Origin of the sequence: Hymenobacter terrenus (assembly GCF_000972495.1) — a bacterium.
Lineage (GTDB): Bacteria > Bacteroidota > Bacteroidia > Cytophagales > Hymenobacteraceae > Hymenobacter > Hymenobacter terrenus.
This window is the reverse complement of record NZ_LATM01000006.1, coordinates 42804-59321: the sequence shown is the minus strand read 5'-3', so window position 1 is coordinate 59321 and position 16518 is coordinate 42804. Positions and strand designations below refer to the sequence as shown.

The following is a 16518-nucleotide window of genomic DNA, read 5'->3' as shown; positions in this document are numbered from 1 at the left end:
ACTCAAACTAGCTGGCTTCCCGAAGCTGAGGCTGCCGTCGGGGCCAGCGGCCGCGCCCTCTTTCAACTCGGTGAAAACGCCGTTGGCCCCGAAGCCACTGCCCGCACATGCGTTGTGAGTAAATAGCAAAAGCCGGATGGCGCCACAAAGCACCATCCGGCTTTCACCGGGTCAATAGGCAGAATGAGCCTATTTGCTTGCGGTTTTGAGCAGCGCGGCGTGCTCTTGCTCAATTTTTTTGTGGTCGTCCACCAGCTTCTGGTGCTCCTGCTGCATCTGCTGGTCCTCGGTTTTCATGGCGTCGTGGTCGATGCGCATCTGCGCGTCGTCGATGCTGCCGGATTTGTGCTTCTGCTCCAGCTCGGTGTGGCGCGCCAGGATGCCGGTGTGCTGCACCACCACTTCCTGGTGGCGCGCCAGCAGGGCCGTATGGCGGGTTTCGAGGTCTTTATAAGCGGGCTTTTGGTCGATGCCGGCCGTTTTGGCGGCGGCCTGGGCCTGCTGGTGGTCGGCTTCCATCACCGAGTCGGCAGCTTCCATGGTGCGGTGGTCAGCTTCCATTTTCTGGTGGTCGGTCACCAGCTGGTCGTGGACCGGGCCATTGCCGGGCGGTGTAGTAGCGCCCTCGGCGCGGGAGCCGTCGGGCGTGGTCGCCACCACGCCATCAGCTTTTTTATCGGTGCCCGACTGGCAGCTGGCAGCCAATGCTACCACGGTGAGGCCGGCCAGCAGCCGGGTCGCGGAGGACCGCAGAATGATGTTCATAAAGTTGTTTTCAAAAGGGTCAAAGAATTAAATAAAGAATCAGGCCAGCACACTGTCGCGCAAAATCAACTCATTATTGAGTGCCGCGGCGGCGCGGGTGCCACTGGCCGCCGCCAGAATAGCCTGCTGAAACGGCCCCGTCATGTCCCCCACGGCGTACACGCCGGGCACGCTGGTCAGGCCGGTTTCGTTCACCTGCACATACATGCCGTCGGGCGTAAAGTCGCAGCCGAGCTGGGCCGCCAAGTCGCTCCGCTGCCGCTGAATGGGCCGCAGGAAAATGGCATCGACGGGCAGGCGGCTACCATCCCGAAACGCAATAGCCCGCAGGCATTTGATACTGCCATCAATTGCCGCCACGGGCGTTTCGAGCACGGCAATGTTCAGATGGGCGAGGTGCTCGTACTGGGCGGCGGTCAGGTTGGCTGGGCCGTCGGTGCACAGAGTCAGCTGAGGGCTCCACTGGTGCAGGAGCACGGCTTGCTGGTAGCCGGCCTCGCCCTGGCCGTACACGGCCACCTGATTGTAGCGGTTTTCCCAACCGTGGCAGTACGGGCAGTGATAGGCACCGCGGCCCCATAGCTCGCTGAGGCCCGGCACGGGCGGCAGCTCGTCGGTCACGCCGGTGGCCAGCACCAGGGCTGGGGCTGTCACCTTCGCGCCACTGCCCAGCGTCAGCACGAGGCCATTGCTGCTGAGCCGGGCCTGGGAGGCCTCGTCCGCGTGAATCTCCACGGCGTAGGGCCGCAGCTGCTCGCGGCCAATACGCAGCACTTCGCCCGGCGAAGAGCCGTCGCGGGTGAAAAAGCTGTGCGAGTTGAAGGCGACGGCGTTGCGGGCCGGGCCCCCGTCGAGTACGAGCACACGGCGGCGGGCCCGGCCTAGCACCAGGGCCGCACTCAGGCCCGCGTTGCTGGCCCCCACAATCATCATGTCGTAGGAGGCTTGGGTGGGAAAAGGAGATTTACGCATTGGGAAAGGAGGTTAGTAAGCTGTTTTTAGATGGGATACTTGCCTTGCAATGCTATCAGGATTCCGCACGCCAACCGCTCGGCATGCGGAACCCGTTAGCATTGCAAGGCAAGTACCCGGCGGGTAGAGCCAGGGCGTGGTTTACTGCACCTTCACCGGGAAAGTCACTTCCACGTCCGTGTCGCCGGGGGCAAAGGTGCCATCTTTTGCGCCAGGTTGGTGGCGCAGGGTGATTTTAAGTGAGCCCGTGCCGGCCGAATTCGTCACCACTTGGGTAGTAATGCCTACCGGCAGGTTCTTCGAATCACGGTCAGTGGATGTGATTTCAAGCAAGTTGGCAAGAGTAGGCGCGTAGAAGAACAGGTGGTCGTCTTTCTCCTCAAGAATTTCTTCTGTAATGTTTGCCGGCGGGGTCTTCGTTTCGTCGAGCACGGCTATAGTGCCAGTGTAGGTCGTGTTCGGCTTAAGGGTGAGGGTGCCGATGGTGGGATCATTGCCGCCAGTGCCATCGGTGTCGCGCCAGGTTACGGTGGTCGCGCTGCCACCGCCGGTAGTAGGCGTCAGTACGTAGCTCACCGTCGTGATTTGCTCATTCTCCTCGTCGGGGATAGGGTCGTCCTTGTCATCCTTGCACGCGGAGAAGATGAGAGGAGTTGCCAGCAACAGCGTTGCCAGGCGGAAACGGGAATGGAAACGGAACATGAAAGGTGGGGTTAAAAATGAAAAAAGGAATGAGTTAAACAGTGAAAACTTATTTTTTGGAGTTGCCAAAAGCCAGCGGCATCCGTAGACGCAGCGTCACATTCTGGCCCATTTCGTCCAGGAAATAGCGGTAGCGGTTCAGGTAGTCGCGGTAGCGCGTGTCGAGCAGGTTGGTGCCGGTAAGGCTGATTTCCAGCGGGGTGTGGGCGCCTAGCCGCAGGGTGCCCCCTACCTCGGCCCCCAGTAGCCAGTAGCCGGGGGGCGGGTCCTGGTAGTCGCGCTCCTCGTTGTCGCGCGGCACCCGGGTTTGGCGGCGCACGGCCTGGCCCCCCAGCTGCGCGTAGAAGCCGCTCAGGCGGCGCGGCGCGGTCCCAGCCTCTTGGGCCGGCACCTCGTAGCGCAACCAGCCTTCCAGCCGGTCAGCCGGCGCCAGAATCAGGTAGTCGTTCAGGCGCAGGTCGCGCTCCACTACCGTGGCCGCCTTCATCCCCAGCGTGAGCGGACCCGCCACGCGGTAAGCCACCAGCAAGTCGACTCCCCGGAAGCGGGCATCGGTTTGCTGGTAGCGGTACGACGGAAACAGCCCCCGAATGTCGAGCACGGGCGCCACCGGCGTTTGGTAGATGTAGTTGTCGATGTTGGTCTGATACACGGTCAGCTCACCATTGAGGCGGGGGTGGTCGTGCCAGCTCATACTGAAGGCGGCCGAGCGGGCCGTTTCCGGCCCCAGAGTAGGAGCGCCAGCCGGCCGCGTGATGTCATAGCCTTCCTCATAAATACCATTGTGCACACCTTGGCTGGCGCGCTCGTTGGCTGCCGGGGCCCGCCGGAGCAGGCTCACATCGGCGCGCAGCGTCACGTGCGGCCCCAGCTCCCGCACCAGCCCCAGCGAGGCCGCCGGCGTGGTGAAGGCGAAGCTCTCGCGTACCACATCAAAGGCCCCACTCACGCGGGTGGGCCGGCGGGTATCAAGCTGGCGGCGGTCGAGGCGCAGGCCGGCTTCCAGCAGCCATGGGCCGGGGTGCCAGCGCCCAATGGCGTAGGCCCCGCCCGTCAGGTTGGTGTAGTACGGGATGAAGAAGCGGCTGCCCGGCCGGTAGGTATTGTCCTGCGACGTGCCACTCAGGCCCAGCTCGCCCCCAAAATTGCCGGGTAGGCTGGGCTCCCAGTGTAGGTCGGCAGTGGTGGTTTGGTTGCGGTAGTCCAGCTCGGGCAGATTCTTATTGGCTACGTTCTGGTTGCGGGGGCGGAACTTGTCGTACTCGCCGCGCCGGTCGGCTTGCTGGGCCAGCGTCAGACTCAGCCGCCCACCCCAGCCATTTAATCGGTAAAACCCGCTGAGCTTGAACAGCGTGTGCTGAATCTGCTGGTAAGGCCGTTCGAGCCGATACGTGAACGAAGCGGGCAGCGGTGCCGGCGATGAGTCGCGGGCCACCCGGTTCCAGTTTTCAGGAACCGGATAAAGCCCCAGCTGCGCGTTGTACTGGCTCACGAAGGCCTCCACGCCCCAGCGCTCCCGCTGCCAGCCCACCGCTGCCGAGTAGTTGTATTCGGCCAGCGCCGAGGAGCTTATCCGGTAATCGGGGGTGCGGGTGAGGCCGGCGCGGCGCACCGTGCCTTGGGCCCGCCACGCCAGGCCGGGCAGCCGCCTGGGTGCACCCTGCACCGTGGCCGACACCGCGCCCAGCCCGTTGTTGGTAGCGCCCACTGCATGCAAGTCCGCCGTCACGCCTGCCGAGTCGGGCAGGGCCGCCGGCTGCGCCAGCACCACCCCGCCAATGGCGTCGGCCCCGTAGCGGACTCCCGCCGCGCCCTTCACTACGGTCAGCTGCGAGGCAACAAAAGGGTCGATTTCCGGGCCGTGGTCCTGACCCCACTGCTGGCCTTCCTGCCGCACCCCGTTGTTGAGCAATGCCACCCGGTTGGAGTGCAGGCCGTGAATCATCGGCTTGAATACATTAGGTCCGGTCTGAATGGCCGACACGCCGCTCACTTTCAGCAGCGCTTCGCCTAGGCTTTGGCCACGGGTGGCGGCCAGGGCGCCACCCGTCAGGGCTGCCGTAGCCTGAGTGGGGGCCGGCGTAGGCGCCTGCCCACGAACCACGGCCCCGCCCAGTTCCACGGCATCGGGGTGCAACTGAAAGTTGCGTACTACGGCCGTAGTCACCCGCACTTCGGCGCTCTCAGATTGGTAGCCCACAAAACTCACTTCCAAGTGATAAGTGCCGGCGCACACGTGAAAGTGGTAGTTGCCCGCCAGGTCGGTAGTGCTCACCTCTCCCGTTTCGAGCAGGCGCGCCGTGGCGCCGGGCAGTATCGTGCCCGCCTCGTGGTCGACCACACGGCCCGCCAATGCCAGGGTGCAACTAACCGGCGCGGTTTGCGCCCGGCCTGGCAGGGCCAGCAGCCCTATCAGCGCCACACCAAGCCACAACGCAATGCGACCTGGCAGGCAGGAGATAATTCCCATGGAAAAGAAAGGAGCGCCGCGCAACGGCGGCATAAGCGCAAGCTTGCCCCCAGACCGCGGCGCAGTCAGGGCAGAGCGTAGCTTAAATCATGAGAAAGCCGGGGTGCCGCTTAGGCAGCCGGCGGCCCGCGCAACTGGGCCGGGCATCGCGCAATCCAAGGCGCCGTGGCCACGGTAGCCACCAGCGTGGTTGCAAAGCAAGGCCGGGTTACCGGAGCCGGAACCACCATGGGTGCGCTCAGCAAAAAAGGCACGTCGTAGACATTCTCTACCTGGCAATGCTTGTGCTGAGTGCTAACCAACGCCTTGCCCTTGTGCCGGAAGGCCGGTGCGTGCGCCGGCTCTTCGGTGGTGTGCTCGTGGGCATGCATGGCCAGAACCCATGCCTCCGGCAGCAGCGTCCGCGTAAAGCAGAGCAGTAGCAGCAGGGCGATATGGGAACGCAGGGCATACATAGTGCAAAGATGGGACGAAAACGATAAAAGATACGCAGACACTATAAATGCCGAGCGGCGAGTAAACTTTTATCTTTAACCTTTTGTAGGACAATCCAAACGATGTGCATCCCTCGTACGCCGTATTGGCGTTCATATACTAAACGTATCGCCTTCGTTATTCTTCGTGATAATCACCACCATTCCTGACCTTTCGCTGCAGTACGACGAAGCCCTGGCCTTGTTGCGGGTGGAATGGGCGTCGGGGCAGGATATGCGCACGTTTCGGGCCAGCACCGAGCAGATGATGCAGCTTATTCATCGGCTGGCGGTGCGGCACGTGCTTCTCGATATGAACAGCGTGCCCGACATTTCGGTGTACGACCAAGTGTGGCTGGGCACGAATTTGCCACTTGCGGTAGTGAATATTCCATTGGAACGAATGGTGCTGGTTATCAACCGGCGGCGGGTTCATAATCAATTAGCTATCGACTCGCTTATTGCGCTGTTGCGTCCTTCTATCAAGTTCGACATTCAGTTTTTTTCGGCGCCCGTCCCCGGCATGCACTGGCTCAGCGACTATTCGAACGAGCTGCCGGCCCTGCTGGCGGAATGGGATTCGCTGCATGGCCCCTCGCACTCCGCGCCGGGCGGCGTGTCGGAGCCCCGGCCTTTTTACCGGCCCCGCCGGTAAGCTGCGGAGTTAGCTGCGCTGCCCGGCGCTGGCTTTGCAATTCCGCTGTCAATCTGACAGCATCCCCTCCTTGGAACGTCGTTTGAAAGCCGCTCGGTGAGTGGCCCGGTGCCCCGTGCCCGGCCATTCCGTCTGAATCGCATTCATCCGTCCCTCCATTTATTGCCATGCAAGAAACCGGTTCCATCTCCATCCACACCGAGAACATCTTTCCGATTATCAAGAAGTTCTTGTATTCCGACCACGAGATTTTCCTGCGGGAATTGGTCAGCAACGCCGTTGATGCCACCCAAAAGCTGAAAAGCCTGGCCCAGCTGGGTGAGTTCAAAGGCGAGCTGGGCGAGCTGAAAGTGCGCGTGACCGTGGACAAGGAAGCCCGCAAAATCACGATATCTGACCACGGCCTGGGCATGACGGCCGAGGAAATCAAGAAGTACATTAACCAGATTGCCTTTTCCGGCGCCACTGAGTTTGTGGAGCAGTATAAGGACAAAGATGCGGCCACGAAAGACCAGATTATCGGACAGTTCGGCCTCGGTTTTTACTCGGCCTTTATGGTGGCTGAACAGGTAGAAATTTGGTCGAAATCCTACAAGGACGATACCCTGACGGCCCACTGGACCTGCGACGGCAGTACCGAGTTCAGTCTCGAAGAAACAGAGGGTGAGCACGCCAAAGCCGAGCGTGGCACCGACGTGGTGCTGCATGTTGCGGCCGATTCCGACGAATTTCTGGAAGAGGCTCGTCTGCGTACCATCCTCACCAAGTACTGCAAGTTCTTGCCCATCCCGATTGAGTTCGAGGGCAAGCTCATCAACGACACCACCCCCATCTGGACCAAGCAACCGAGTGAGCTGACCGATGAGGACTACACCAAGTTCTACCAGGAGTTGTACCCCTTCAGCGAGGCACCGCTGTTCTGGATTCATCTGAATGTAGACTATCCTTTTAACCTGACGGGCATTCTGTACTTCCCCAAGGTGAAGGACGAGCTGCAGTTCCAGCGCAATAAGATTCAGCTGTATTCGCGCCAGGTCTTCATCACTGATGAAGTGAAGGACGTGGTACCCGAGTTCCTGATGCTGCTGCACGGCGTGATTGACTCGCCGGACATCCCACTGAACGTGTCGCGCAGCTTCCTGCAGGCCGACGCGGCGGTGCGCAAAATCAACACCTACATCACCAAGAAGGTCGCTGATAAGCTCAGCAGCCTTTTCAAGCAAGACCGGACCGGCTACGAGGAAAAGTGGAACGACATCGGCCTGTTTGTGAAGTACGGTATGCTCTCGGATGAGAAGTTCTACGAGAAAGCCAAGGACTTCGTGCTGCTGAAGAACGTGGATAAAAAGCTGTTCACCATCAACGAGTATACGGAGAACATCCAGGCCAACCAGCAGGACAAAGACGGCAACACCGTGGTGCTTTACACCAACGACGCTGAGGCGCAGCACAGCTTCGTGGCAGCTGCGCAGGAGCGCGGCTACGACGTGCTGAACTTCGACCAAGTTCTCGACCCGCACTTTGTGGGTCAGCTGGAGCAGAAGCTGGAGAAAACCAGCTTCAAGCGCGTCGATGCTGACACGCTGAGCAAGCTCATTGAGAAGGATACCACTACCGAAAGCGTGCTGAGCGAGGACGACCAGAAGAAGCTGGAGGAAACCTTCAAAACAGCCATTGCCAACGACACCATGCACGTGAAAGTGGCCGCCCTCTCGCCCCAGGATGCGCCAGTAGTTATCACCCAAAATGAGTTCATGCGCCGTATGAAGGACATGCAGCGCACCGGTGGCGGGGGCGGCATGCAAATGTTCGGCGCCTTCCCCGAATCGTACGATGTGACGGTGAACGCCAATCACCCGCTGACGCAGAAGGTACTGGCCGATGGCGGCGAGAAACTGGCTAAGCAAGCGTTTGATTTGGCGCTGCTGGCCCAGGGCATGCTGAAAGGCGAAGCCCTGACTGCCTTCGTGAAGCGCAGCACCGAATTACTGTAAAACGCAGTCTGCGCTGCGCCAATCGTTGCCCGATAACCGTTGGTGCAGCGCAGGCGATTGACGCAGCAAAGACTGCGTCCCACACAAAAAAGCCCCGCTCGCGAGCGGAGCTTTTTTCATTACAAGACCAGCTGCGCGTTACTTTACGTTCCGCGCCACCACGAACATTCTATCCCCAAAACGCCCGGTTAGCTTATTCAAATAATACGTTGGATACTGCCCGGCCAGTTTGCCTACCTTTTCCACCACGCTGCCGCCCAGGCGAATGTTCTTAGGGGGCTTCACTGGGTTTAACAGTTCCACTAGTTCGAAACCCTGCTTTTTCAGCATTTTGGTGATGGTGGCAGGTGTGAACTCGAAGAGGTGATAAGGCGGAATGTCCATCTTGCGCTCCTTGCCCAGCACGCCATAAGCGGCAAAGCCCAGGCGCACGGTGGGCAGGTTGAGCGTGGCTGGCAGAGCCAGCACTAGTAGCCCACCCGGCTCCAGGATGCGGTGGAACTTAGCCAGCGTGGCCGATGGCGAAAGTAGGTGCTCCAGCACGTCGCCCATGTAAGCGAGGTCGAACTGATTTTCGTGGAAGTCCTCAGTGGTTTCGATATTGCCGGTTACCACGGGCAGGTGCAGCTCGCGGCGGGCAAAGTCGGCGGCGTGCTCGGATATTTCCAGGCCGTGGCTTTCCCAGCCCAGTGCTTCGAGGCTTTTGAGGGTGTAGCCGGGGCCGCAGCCCACTTCCAGGTAGCGGAATTTGCGGCCGGGGTATTTCGCCAGAATATAGTCGGTGAACTTGTCGGGCCGGAGTTGGTTTAAGACTTCCTGCTTCTGGCCCTCTTCGATGAAGACGACCTCCTGCTGGGTCCGGTCGTAGTTGGGGCGCTCGGTGAAATAATCCTTACCGTAGAGCCGTTCCAGCTGTGTGGGAGTAGGCTGAGGGTCGAGAAACATCAGGTCGCAGCGGCGGCACTGGGTGCCTTGCAGCTTTTGCCCTTCAAATTCGTAGTAAAAAGGCAGCTTTTTAAATTCGGTGCTGCCGCACAAGTCGCAGGTACGCATGGCTGTAACGCGAACATTGACTACGCCGACCTTCGGTTGTAGTTCACGTTGCGGCACGTGTAAATTCGTACAACAGCGCGAGGACGCGAACCGCAAAGTTCGCGCTACCGCGCCTAATTATTCTCCGGCGAATCGTCGGACCTCTTTATGCTTGACGTTCTCGTTATCGGAGCTGGCCCCGTGGGCCTCGCCTGCGCCCTCGAAACCCAACGCCACGGCCTAATTACGGCCGTCGTGGAAAAGGGGGCGTTGGTCAATTCCATTGTCGGCTACCCCACCAACATGGAGTTTTTCTCCACGCCGGAGCTCCTGGAAATCGGCGGTTACCCCTTCCCGACCAGCCACTACAAGCCCCTGCGGGAAGACGCGCTCGACTACTACCAGCGCGTGGCGCGTGATGAAAAGCTGACCCTGCGACTCTACGAAAAGGTGCTGAAGCTTGATGGTGAGCAGGGTAACTTCACGGTCACGACCGATAAAGGCGAAATCCAGACCCGCAACGTCATCGTCGCCACTGGCTTCTACGACCTGCCCAACCCACTCAACGTGCCCGGCGAAGACCTGCCCCACGTGAAGCACTATTACAAAGAGCCTTACGAACACGTAGCCCAACACGTCATCGTTATCGGGGCCAAAAACTCTTCAGCTAAAGCGGCTTTACAACTCACCCGCGCCGGAGCCAAGGTCACGCTAATCGTGCGCGGGCCCGTCGTCAGCGACTCCGTGAAGTATTGGATTCGCCCCGACCTCGTCAACCGCATTGCCGAGGGCCGCATTAAAGCCTACTTCAACACCACTGTCACCGCTATTTTCCCAGAGGCCGTGGAGGTGCTCACGCCCGATGGCCCGCTCACCATTCCCACCAATTTCGTGTATGCCCTCACCGGCTATCACCCCGATGAGGCCCTGCTCGGCCGCCTTGGCGTCGAACCCGACCCCGCCGATGAAGCCCGCGCTCCGCTCTTCGACCCGGCTACCCATGAAACCACCCGCCCCGGCTTATTCGTGGCCGGCACCGTGTGCGGCGGCCGCGCCACCAGCCGCTGGTTTATCGAGAACGGCCGGCATCACGCGCAGCTCATTGCGGCTCATTTGGGGGCGGTTATCTCTAATTATGATTTCCGCGCATAGTTTGGTTCAAACTGGCTTAAGCGTGTTGTCAATTAATACTGATTGGAAGCTTTATATCATTTAGGAGGATGAACATATTTTTAAATTTAACGGTAAAAACTTTAAAACTGTGAGCCGATAGCAGTAAGCCACTAGAGTCTAATCTTAATCTTATTTTCCTTCTCAAAGGCCTTTGTTTTGTGAGTTGAAGCCTAATCTTTATCTTCTTCACACATGAAATTACCTCGTATTTTACTTGTCCATTGTTTGGCGGGATGTCTCTTACTACTTAGTGGCTGCACCAAAGATGCGGAACAGCCCATTCCACGTACTAACCAAGTTGGGGAAAACATTGAGTCACTTAAGCAGGAGTTCTTAACAAAGGGTTATGACCGTCAGCTTGTTATTCCATCGAAGAGCCAGGCAAAATCTTACTGGACCCCGCGCTAGAACCAATCTTCCCAAAGAATTGCCTCAGATTCTGCTACATACGTCTGGGTCCCATTGGAGGATCCCACAATAATGTGGGTCGGTGTCAAGAAGTATCTGCTCGTCAAGCGGACCGGCAGCCGACTGTATTTTAGCGAGGCTACCTACTTCTTTAAGAATAAAGAAAATATTGCCTGGGTGCCGGCCAACGCTCGCGCCTTCTTTGCTGCGTTCACGAGGACACTGTTGATAAAGAACCTAGCTACGGGGAAGGGTTACCCTTTTGTCTATAAGAACGGTGTCAGACAACAGGGCCAAGCTGTGCAAGCAAGTAGGTCTTCTTCAACTGATAAGACGAACAACCGCACCAGCTCGTGTTACAACATGGTTACTTGTTGTTGGACTGGTGAGTGCCGGCTGGACGGGGTGGGAGGAGCCGTAATCGGAACCATAACAACTGGGATTGATCATTGCCAATATCCAACTGAGGATAATTCAAATTGTTCTCTTATTGTATGGAAGTCATCAACCTCAAGCAGTCACCCCTACTGTGTTTCCGACCCCAATGATCCTAACGACCCTGGCAATTCAGGTAACCCAGGTAACCCCAATAATCCTAACGACCCTGGAAATTCTGGCTCGACGACAGCCTTAGCGACAGCGTTAGAAAGCAACAACGCAGCTCTTTTCGGCCCCTGCCCTGGTTTGAATAGCTCTTGGGGGCCATTGATTAACTATGTTCCGCCATTCGCTGCAATAAATCGCCTCAGCAATCTGAATGCACAGGAGAAACAACATGTTTTCGGTAATGCGATACCTCCCGGACCGATACCATATGACCCGACTTGGCAAATGCAATCGCTACAGAACGCTGGTGGGCTTGCAATTAACTCGGATGACTTCTCGGTGGTAATGACCGAACTCCCCATCGCTAATGGCAACCGGTTGACGTTGGAGCAATTTCAGGAATACATTAGAATTAATTTTAATGATTTTATCGAACCAGGACAACCACAATTTACGCCTCATCCTGCCCTTTCTGGTGAAGCTACGAACTGGCAGAATCATGCCATTGGCACAATAATAAGTATTAGCATATTACCGGACCCTGGTTCAGTAATTTTAAGTGACTACACGCCTGACCATTGGACTTTCAGCACTATTCGGGACCCTTTTAACAATGCACATCCGGTAAGCGGAAATAGAACTTTCGGAGTTTTAGAAAGACCGGGCATGTGGACCACAAGCCTTTTAGGATTGCCGTATTATCAACCTACAAGGTATCTGTTTTATATAAGGGGCGCGGACCGAATAAGTTATCGTCCTTTTGAGTTTTTTGGAAGTTTGCCTAATGGCTCTACGCAACCTGCGAATGCGTTTCAATTTACGCAAGGGGATAACCTCTGGGAAGGTGTTATGCAAAGAGTCGCAGCTTTTGGGAATAGCCACACTACTCCAACAGGCACTGACAGAGCCACTGTATTTGCCTCCATCAAGAACAGACCCTATTGGGCAAACGTATTGGTAGCTTTACAAAATAATCAGCCGCTAAGCGGCGTACCATGCCCGTAATCAGTCATGCTATGAGGGAAACACTCAAAAGGATAAGCATATTGTTGGTCAGTGTGTCAGCGGCGGCTTGGTTGCGTATGTTTGACCAAAGTCTGTCCATGCAATACTGGGCAAATCTTGTTGGAAAACCCATTATGCTTTGGGTCGCTGGTTTAGTGATTATGCCAGTATTTGAGTTCTTTTACTCATGGCCGGCGCACTTATTTATAGCTGGGGTTCATTCATTAATTTGCCGTCTCAAATGCAATGATAAACCTAATCTTTTGCAATCCGTTGGATTAGGAGCCATGCTGGGCGCTACTGGGTTTCTGCTTATGGCCACGGCAAACAGAGATTGGATAATGCGGACAGCTGAACATAACTCAAAGCTGTTTATAATTTACACGGCAACTGGGGTTTGTTACGGTTGGGCATACTTTCTGTTCATTACAAATCCAAAACGAAACCAAAATTCACGAAATGCACATTTTGCTAAAGAGTAAACGCTATTACTAGTGGTGGGAGCACAAAACCTTATCGGCACATGCCAATCCTTGAAGGCAGGTATGCCCCAAGCAGAAGATAGATGCAATAGTTAAGCTTGCTTATCCCGCAAAAAGAGCGCCTTCCCACAGGAGAAGGCGCTCTTTTGCAGCCACGGAAGTAGGGTTTCTTATTGTGGAAAAGCTACTCCGCGGTAGTTGGTTGGGTCGACGCGTGGGACATTAGCGCCGTAGTAAGCGTTGATAACACGGAGGAATTCGTTAGCCACCACAGCATAACCACGGGGGGTGGGGTGAATCCCGTCGAGGCTAAATAAGTTGCCAGAGGCAAACGCCGCCGTGTTGGGCACTCCGTTGGTTACTAAGCCCTGTTGAGAAATAGAGGAGAAGAGCGCGTTCATATCGACGAAAGCCACCTTATTCTGGCGAGCGGTTTTGGCGATGATGCTATTAAGTTGCGTGGTGCGGGTGACAACCTCGTTTTGCTCAATTGGGTCGAGCACATATTGAGTGGGAATCGGAGCTGTGGGACTTGCCCCCACGCCTGGATTTTCCGCAATAAACCCTTGGGCAGTTAAGGTCAACAAGTCGGTTGCCGTGGCAACGCGTACCGCAGTGGCTGTGGAGGTTGCCGAAGTACGAGCCTGTATGTAAATATTGGTAATGGCTGGGTTGACGGCGCGGTATCCTGCCAGGACAGCGGCCACCGTCACGGTGTTGAAGTAAGGAATTGCCGTGACATTGGGAATATTCGCCAATACGCCTTTCACCGTACCACCTTTGGAAATAGTCGTCACAATGTTGCGGTAGCCTCGCCCAAAGCTGGTCGTGTCCGTCATGCCGCTGAAGGGGTTTGTCGCTACGGCCAATGCGCCGTTGGTAGCGTAGGTCAATACGTCATTGTTGCCTATCCAGCAGGTGAAAAACGTAGCGTTTTTCTGCCCGATATAGGTTACGTAGTCTTTCGTACCGCGGTCAGCCGCGGGTAAGATGCGGTGGTAATACTGGTTTAGGTTACCGTAAATGCGCGCCGCTCCTCGAATCAAAGCATCAGCGGGCGTTCCTGTCGATGCAGCAGTTTGGTCAGCACTAAGTACTGAAATGCCAGGTACCCCCAGGTTGTCAGGTTGCGTACCTGTGTAGGGTTCTAGTTCGGGTTGTGCGGAGCCTGCGGGTGGGCTTGGAAGGCGGCTACCCGTGTAGGCTACTTGTTCGCCCAGAAAGTTATTGCCACCGGGAGGCGGTCCCGGCGTAGGTTGTACGGGAGCGAGTGCTCCATTCACCAGCAAAAGCTTAATGTATCCCGAGCCGTCCTTGCGAGCTGCCGAAAAGCTGGGTTGCACAAAGCTGGCCGGTCCCTTGCCAGTGGTAGCAAATTGCTGAGCGAGAATAGCCGGGTACGATGTAGCTTGGGCTTCATTATAAAGGCCCCCATCTGAAAAGCCTGCCGTAAGTGAATTTCCAACAGCCACATAGCTGGAAAAATCAACTGACCCGGCGGACGCCGAAGGCTCTTCAATTTCGGGCTGGCAGCTGACAAGCGCAAGACCCAAAACCGCCAAAAAAGGCGCGGAACGTTTGAAAAATAGGTTCATACAAACGAGATACTAGCGGGTGGGAATTAAAAGTTGTAGCGCACCCCGATGCCGGGAATGCTGATGTTGGTGCGGTAGGTGCCAGCCACGCGGTCAGTGGTACCGTTGTTGAGCAGGTCGTCTTCGGTTTGCGTCCGTTTCAGGAATGCCTGGAACATGAAGGACGCGTCCACGCCGAAGTTCTCGGTGATGTTGTAGCCTACGCCCGCCGTGGCGATGATGCGGTCGTTATCCGGGGTTTCGGGCGTCACGTAGCCGTTCTTCACCGGCGTCACGTCGTAGGCACCGCCCAGGCGCAGGGCCAGCTTGTCGTTTACTTTGTATTGGCCGCCCAGGCGGAAAGTGAGCGCGTCCTGGTACGAGCGTTTCGACTCCGAGAACGTGCTCGTTCCTACCTGAGCCGGCTGGCCGTCCTTGGTGAAATCGAAGCGCAGGGAGCGGTACTCACTCCATTGGGTGAAGTTCACGTCGAGGCCGATGGTCAGTTTTTCGTTGGGCGTGATGCCAATGCCGAGGTTAACGGTGGCCGGTAGCGGCAAGGAGGCGTCGAACTTGTTACCGACGAAACGCGACTGCAGAGCGGGGGTGGGGTTTACCACCGTCACGTCGCCGTCTTCCACCTTCGCGTTAATTTTGGAGCGGTAGCTGATGCCCAGACTGAGCTTGTCGGAGGGCTTGAAGAAAATACCGGCGTTGACGCCAAAGCCGGGCTTGGTCTTGCCGTCCAACTCAATCTGTCCTTCGGCCGACGGCAGCGAAATGGCCCGCTGCAGGTTCACCGAACCCGAAGCCAGTATCATCAGGCCAGCGCCCACGCTCAGCTGGTCAGTGATGGCGTAGCTCACGGTGGGCTGCACGTAGATGGCGCGCAGGCTGATTTCAGAGAGTGCAAACCGGCCTTCCCATCCCTTCTCATACTTCAGCGTCGAGCCATACGGCGTGTACACGGCTATGCCCGCGCGGAACTTGCTGTCTTTGGGGCCAAAGCTGGCGTACACGTTGAATGGAGTGACGGTCGAGTTTTCCAGCTCTCGTTGGGGGCCGCCCGATGTCGACCGAAAAGCTACCCGGGCAAACGCGGCGCTTACGCCCACTTGCACGCCGTTCTGGCGCAGCATGGCCATGGCGCCGGGGTTCAGAAATTGAGCGGCCTGTTCCATGGAAAGGCCCACGCCCACGCCGCCCATGCCAATGCTTTGTTGGCTGGGCAGGTATACCTGGAATCCGCCCGCTGTGGCGCTCGACACGCCTGCTAGGACTGCGCCGCCCGCAAGGAGTAGTTTCTTTACCGTCATAATAAAAGAAGAAATGTAGGTGGGTGAGATAGTAATAGGCTAAAAGTAACGGAAAAAACGAGTCAATTGGTAGTTAAGCCGAATATTCAGGCCTCAGAAAGCGTTTGTTAGCGCACTCTGGTCGCTTCGTCCAAGGCCGTACCTTTGCCCACATGATTCTTCGCGCCGACCATCTCATCAAAAAATACAAAGCCCGCACCGTCGTCAACGACATGTCGGTGACCGTGGAGCAGGGCGAAATTGTAGGCCTGCTCGGGCCCAACGGCGCCGGCAAAACCACCTGCTTCTACATGATGGTGGGCATGGTGAAACCCAACGCCGGCCGCATCTTTCTCGACACCACGGAGATAACCAACATGCCCATCTACCAGCGGGCCCGGCTGGGCGTGGGCTACCTGGCCCAGGAAGCCAGCGTGTTCCGCGACCTTAGCGTGGAGGAAAATATCATGGCCGTGCTCGAAATGACCAGCCTGAAAAAAGACGCCCGCCACGCCAAAGTAGAAGAACTACTAAATGAGTTCAGCCTGACCCATGTGCGCAAAAACCTGGGCAAGGTGCTGAGCGGTGGCGAGCGCCGCCGCACCGAAATAGCCCGCGCTCTGGCCGTCGACCCCAAGTTCGTGCTGCTCGACGAGCCCTTTGCCGGTGTCGACCCTATCGCGACCGAAGAAATTCAGGGCATTGTTTCCAAGCTTAAGCACCGCAATATTGGTGTGCTCATCACTGACCATGATGTAAATGCCACCCTCAACATTGTGGACCGGGCCTATCTGCTCTTTGAGGGCAAGCTGCTCAAAGCTGGTACCGCCGAAGAACTTGCCAGCGACGAAACCGTACGCCGCGTATACTTGGGTAAAAACTTCGAGTTGAAGCGCACCGTGTGAGCCAACAAGAACGACCAGCTCCCCCGCCTTATTAAGGAGGGAATGTTTCTGCGCAGTGGAAACGAGG

Annotated in this window: 15 protein-coding genes; 7 read left to right on the top strand and 8 right to left on the bottom strand. The window is 57.2% G+C overall.

Annotated elements, in window-relative coordinates:
• Positions 1-189: 189 nt before the first annotated feature.
• The 5 genes from WX88_RS10575 to WX88_RS10555 form a co-directional block, all read right to left on the bottom strand.
• The gene (locus WX88_RS10575; RefSeq protein WP_046244347.1) at positions 190-765 is read right to left on the bottom strand and encodes a hypothetical protein; all 576 of its coding nucleotides are present in this window, start codon (positions 763-765) and stop codon (positions 190-192) included.
• A gap of 39 nt (positions 766-804) precedes the next feature.
• Positions 805-1737 (bottom strand): NAD(P)/FAD-dependent oxidoreductase, encoded by a 933-nt coding sequence (locus tag WX88_RS10570; protein WP_046244346.1) that lies wholly within the window; start codon positions 1735-1737, stop codon positions 805-807.
• Positions 1738-1878: 141 nt separating this feature from the next.
• Positions 1879-2439, bottom strand: coding sequence for a hypothetical protein (locus WX88_RS10565; protein WP_046244345.1), 561 nt, complete (start codon positions 2437-2439; stop codon positions 1879-1881).
• A gap of 49 nt (positions 2440-2488) precedes the next feature.
• Complete coding sequence (locus WX88_RS10560; RefSeq protein WP_046244344.1) at positions 2489-4909, bottom strand: TonB-dependent receptor; 2421 nt, start codon at positions 4907-4909, stop codon at positions 2489-2491.
• A 110-nt stretch (positions 4910-5019) separates the two neighbouring features.
• Positions 5020-5364 carry a hypothetical protein gene (locus tag WX88_RS10555; protein ID WP_046244343.1) on the bottom strand — a complete coding sequence of 115 codons (345 nt, stop codon included), beginning with the start codon at positions 5362-5364 and terminating at the stop codon, positions 5020-5022.
• A 166-nt stretch (positions 5365-5530) separates the two neighbouring features.
• On the opposite strand from WX88_RS10555, the gene WX88_RS10550 reads away from it, so the two are divergent.
• Together WX88_RS10550 and htpG are read left to right on the top strand one after the other, a co-directional pair.
• Positions 5531-6037 (top strand): hypothetical protein, encoded by a 507-nt coding sequence (locus WX88_RS10550; protein WP_046244342.1) that lies wholly within the window; start codon positions 5531-5533, stop codon positions 6035-6037.
• 167 nt (positions 6038-6204) lie between these two features.
• The gene (gene htpG, locus WX88_RS10545; protein WP_046244341.1) at positions 6205-8031 is read left to right on the top strand and encodes a molecular chaperone HtpG; all 1827 of its coding nucleotides are present in this window, start codon (positions 6205-6207) and stop codon (positions 8029-8031) included.
• Between the two features lie 138 nt (positions 8032-8169).
• Here the strand turns inward: htpG and WX88_RS10540 are convergent, their stop codons facing one another.
• Positions 8170-9084 (bottom strand): class I SAM-dependent methyltransferase, encoded by a 915-nt coding sequence (locus WX88_RS10540; RefSeq protein WP_046244340.1) that lies wholly within the window; start codon positions 9082-9084, stop codon positions 8170-8172.
• 147 nt (positions 9085-9231) lie between these two features.
• Between WX88_RS10540 and WX88_RS10535 the strand changes: the two genes are divergently transcribed.
• From WX88_RS10535 to WX88_RS10530, 4 genes are all read left to right on the top strand, one after another.
• Positions 9232-10215 carry a YpdA family putative bacillithiol disulfide reductase gene (locus tag WX88_RS10535; RefSeq protein ID WP_046244339.1) on the top strand — a complete coding sequence of 328 codons (984 nt, stop codon included), beginning with the start codon at positions 9232-9234 and terminating at the stop codon, positions 10213-10215.
• Positions 10216-10428: 213 nt separating this feature from the next.
• Entirely contained in the window at positions 10429-10644 is a 216-nt protein-coding gene (locus WX88_RS30785) for a hypothetical protein (protein ID WP_197076744.1), read from the top strand.
• A gap of 72 nt (positions 10645-10716) precedes the next feature.
• Positions 10717-12195, top strand: a complete 1479-nt coding sequence (locus WX88_RS29980; RefSeq protein ID WP_156176061.1) for a hypothetical protein — start codon at positions 10717-10719, stop codon at positions 12193-12195.
• Positions 12196-12206: 11 nt separating this feature from the next.
• A complete protein-coding gene (locus WX88_RS10530) occupies positions 12207-12677 on the top strand; it encodes a hypothetical protein (RefSeq protein WP_156176060.1) in 471 nt (156 codons plus the stop codon).
• A 170-nt stretch (positions 12678-12847) separates the two neighbouring features.
• Here the strand turns inward: WX88_RS10530 and WX88_RS10525 are convergent, their stop codons facing one another.
• On the bottom strand, positions 12848-14272 hold the full coding sequence (locus tag WX88_RS10525) for an SGNH/GDSL hydrolase family protein (protein WP_046244337.1): 1425 nt from the start codon (positions 14270-14272) through the stop codon (positions 12848-12850).
• A gap of 26 nt (positions 14273-14298) precedes the next feature.
• A complete protein-coding gene (locus tag WX88_RS10520) occupies positions 14299-15567 on the bottom strand; it encodes an OmpP1/FadL family transporter (RefSeq protein ID WP_046244336.1) in 1269 nt (422 codons plus the stop codon).
• A gap of 152 nt (positions 15568-15719) precedes the next feature.
• Between WX88_RS10520 and lptB the strand changes: the two genes are divergently transcribed.
• Complete coding sequence (lptB, locus tag WX88_RS10515) at positions 15720-16451, top strand: LPS export ABC transporter ATP-binding protein (protein WP_046244335.1); 732 nt, start codon at positions 15720-15722, stop codon at positions 16449-16451.
• Positions 16452-16518: the final 67 nt, after the last annotated feature.

Excerpts from the sequence above, each read along its gene's own strand:
- WX88_RS10575 (WP_046244347.1), bottom strand. The coding sequence starts at position 765 with ATGAACATCATTCTGCGGTCCTCCGCGACCCGGCTGCTGGCCGGCCTC.
- WX88_RS10570 (WP_046244346.1), bottom strand. The coding sequence starts at position 1,737 with ATGCGTAAATCTCCTTTTCCCACCCAAGCCTCCTACGACATGATGATT.
- WX88_RS10565 (WP_046244345.1), bottom strand. The coding sequence starts at position 2,439 with ATGTTCCGTTTCCATTCCCGTTTCCGCCTGGCAACGCTGTTGCTGGCA.
- WX88_RS10560 (WP_046244344.1), bottom strand. The coding sequence starts at position 4,909 with ATGGGAATTATCTCCTGCCTGCCAGGTCGCATTGCGTTGTGGCTTGGT.
- WX88_RS10555 (WP_046244343.1), bottom strand. The coding sequence starts at position 5,364 with ATGTATGCCCTGCGTTCCCATATCGCCCTGCTGCTACTGCTCTGCTTT.
- htpG (WP_046244341.1), top strand. The coding sequence starts at position 6,205 with ATGCAAGAAACCGGTTCCATCTCCATCCACACCGAGAACATCTTTCCG.
- WX88_RS10540 (WP_046244340.1), bottom strand. The coding sequence starts at position 9,084 with ATGCGTACCTGCGACTTGTGCGGCAGCACCGAATTTAAAAAGCTGCCT.
- WX88_RS10535 (WP_046244339.1), top strand. The coding sequence starts at position 9,232 with ATGCTTGACGTTCTCGTTATCGGAGCTGGCCCCGTGGGCCTCGCCTGC.
- WX88_RS30785 (WP_197076744.1), top strand. The coding sequence starts at position 10,429 with ATGAAATTACCTCGTATTTTACTTGTCCATTGTTTGGCGGGATGTCTC.
- WX88_RS29980 (WP_156176061.1), top strand. The coding sequence starts at position 10,717 with ATGTGGGTCGGTGTCAAGAAGTATCTGCTCGTCAAGCGGACCGGCAGC.
- WX88_RS10530 (WP_156176060.1), top strand. The coding sequence starts at position 12,207 with ATGAGGGAAACACTCAAAAGGATAAGCATATTGTTGGTCAGTGTGTCA.
- WX88_RS10525 (WP_046244337.1), bottom strand. The coding sequence starts at position 14,272 with ATGAACCTATTTTTCAAACGTTCCGCGCCTTTTTTGGCGGTTTTGGGT.
- WX88_RS10520 (WP_046244336.1), bottom strand. The coding sequence starts at position 15,567 with ATGACGGTAAAGAAACTACTCCTTGCGGGCGGCGCAGTCCTAGCAGGC.
- lptB (WP_046244335.1), top strand. The coding sequence starts at position 15,720 with ATGATTCTTCGCGCCGACCATCTCATCAAAAAATACAAAGCCCGCACC.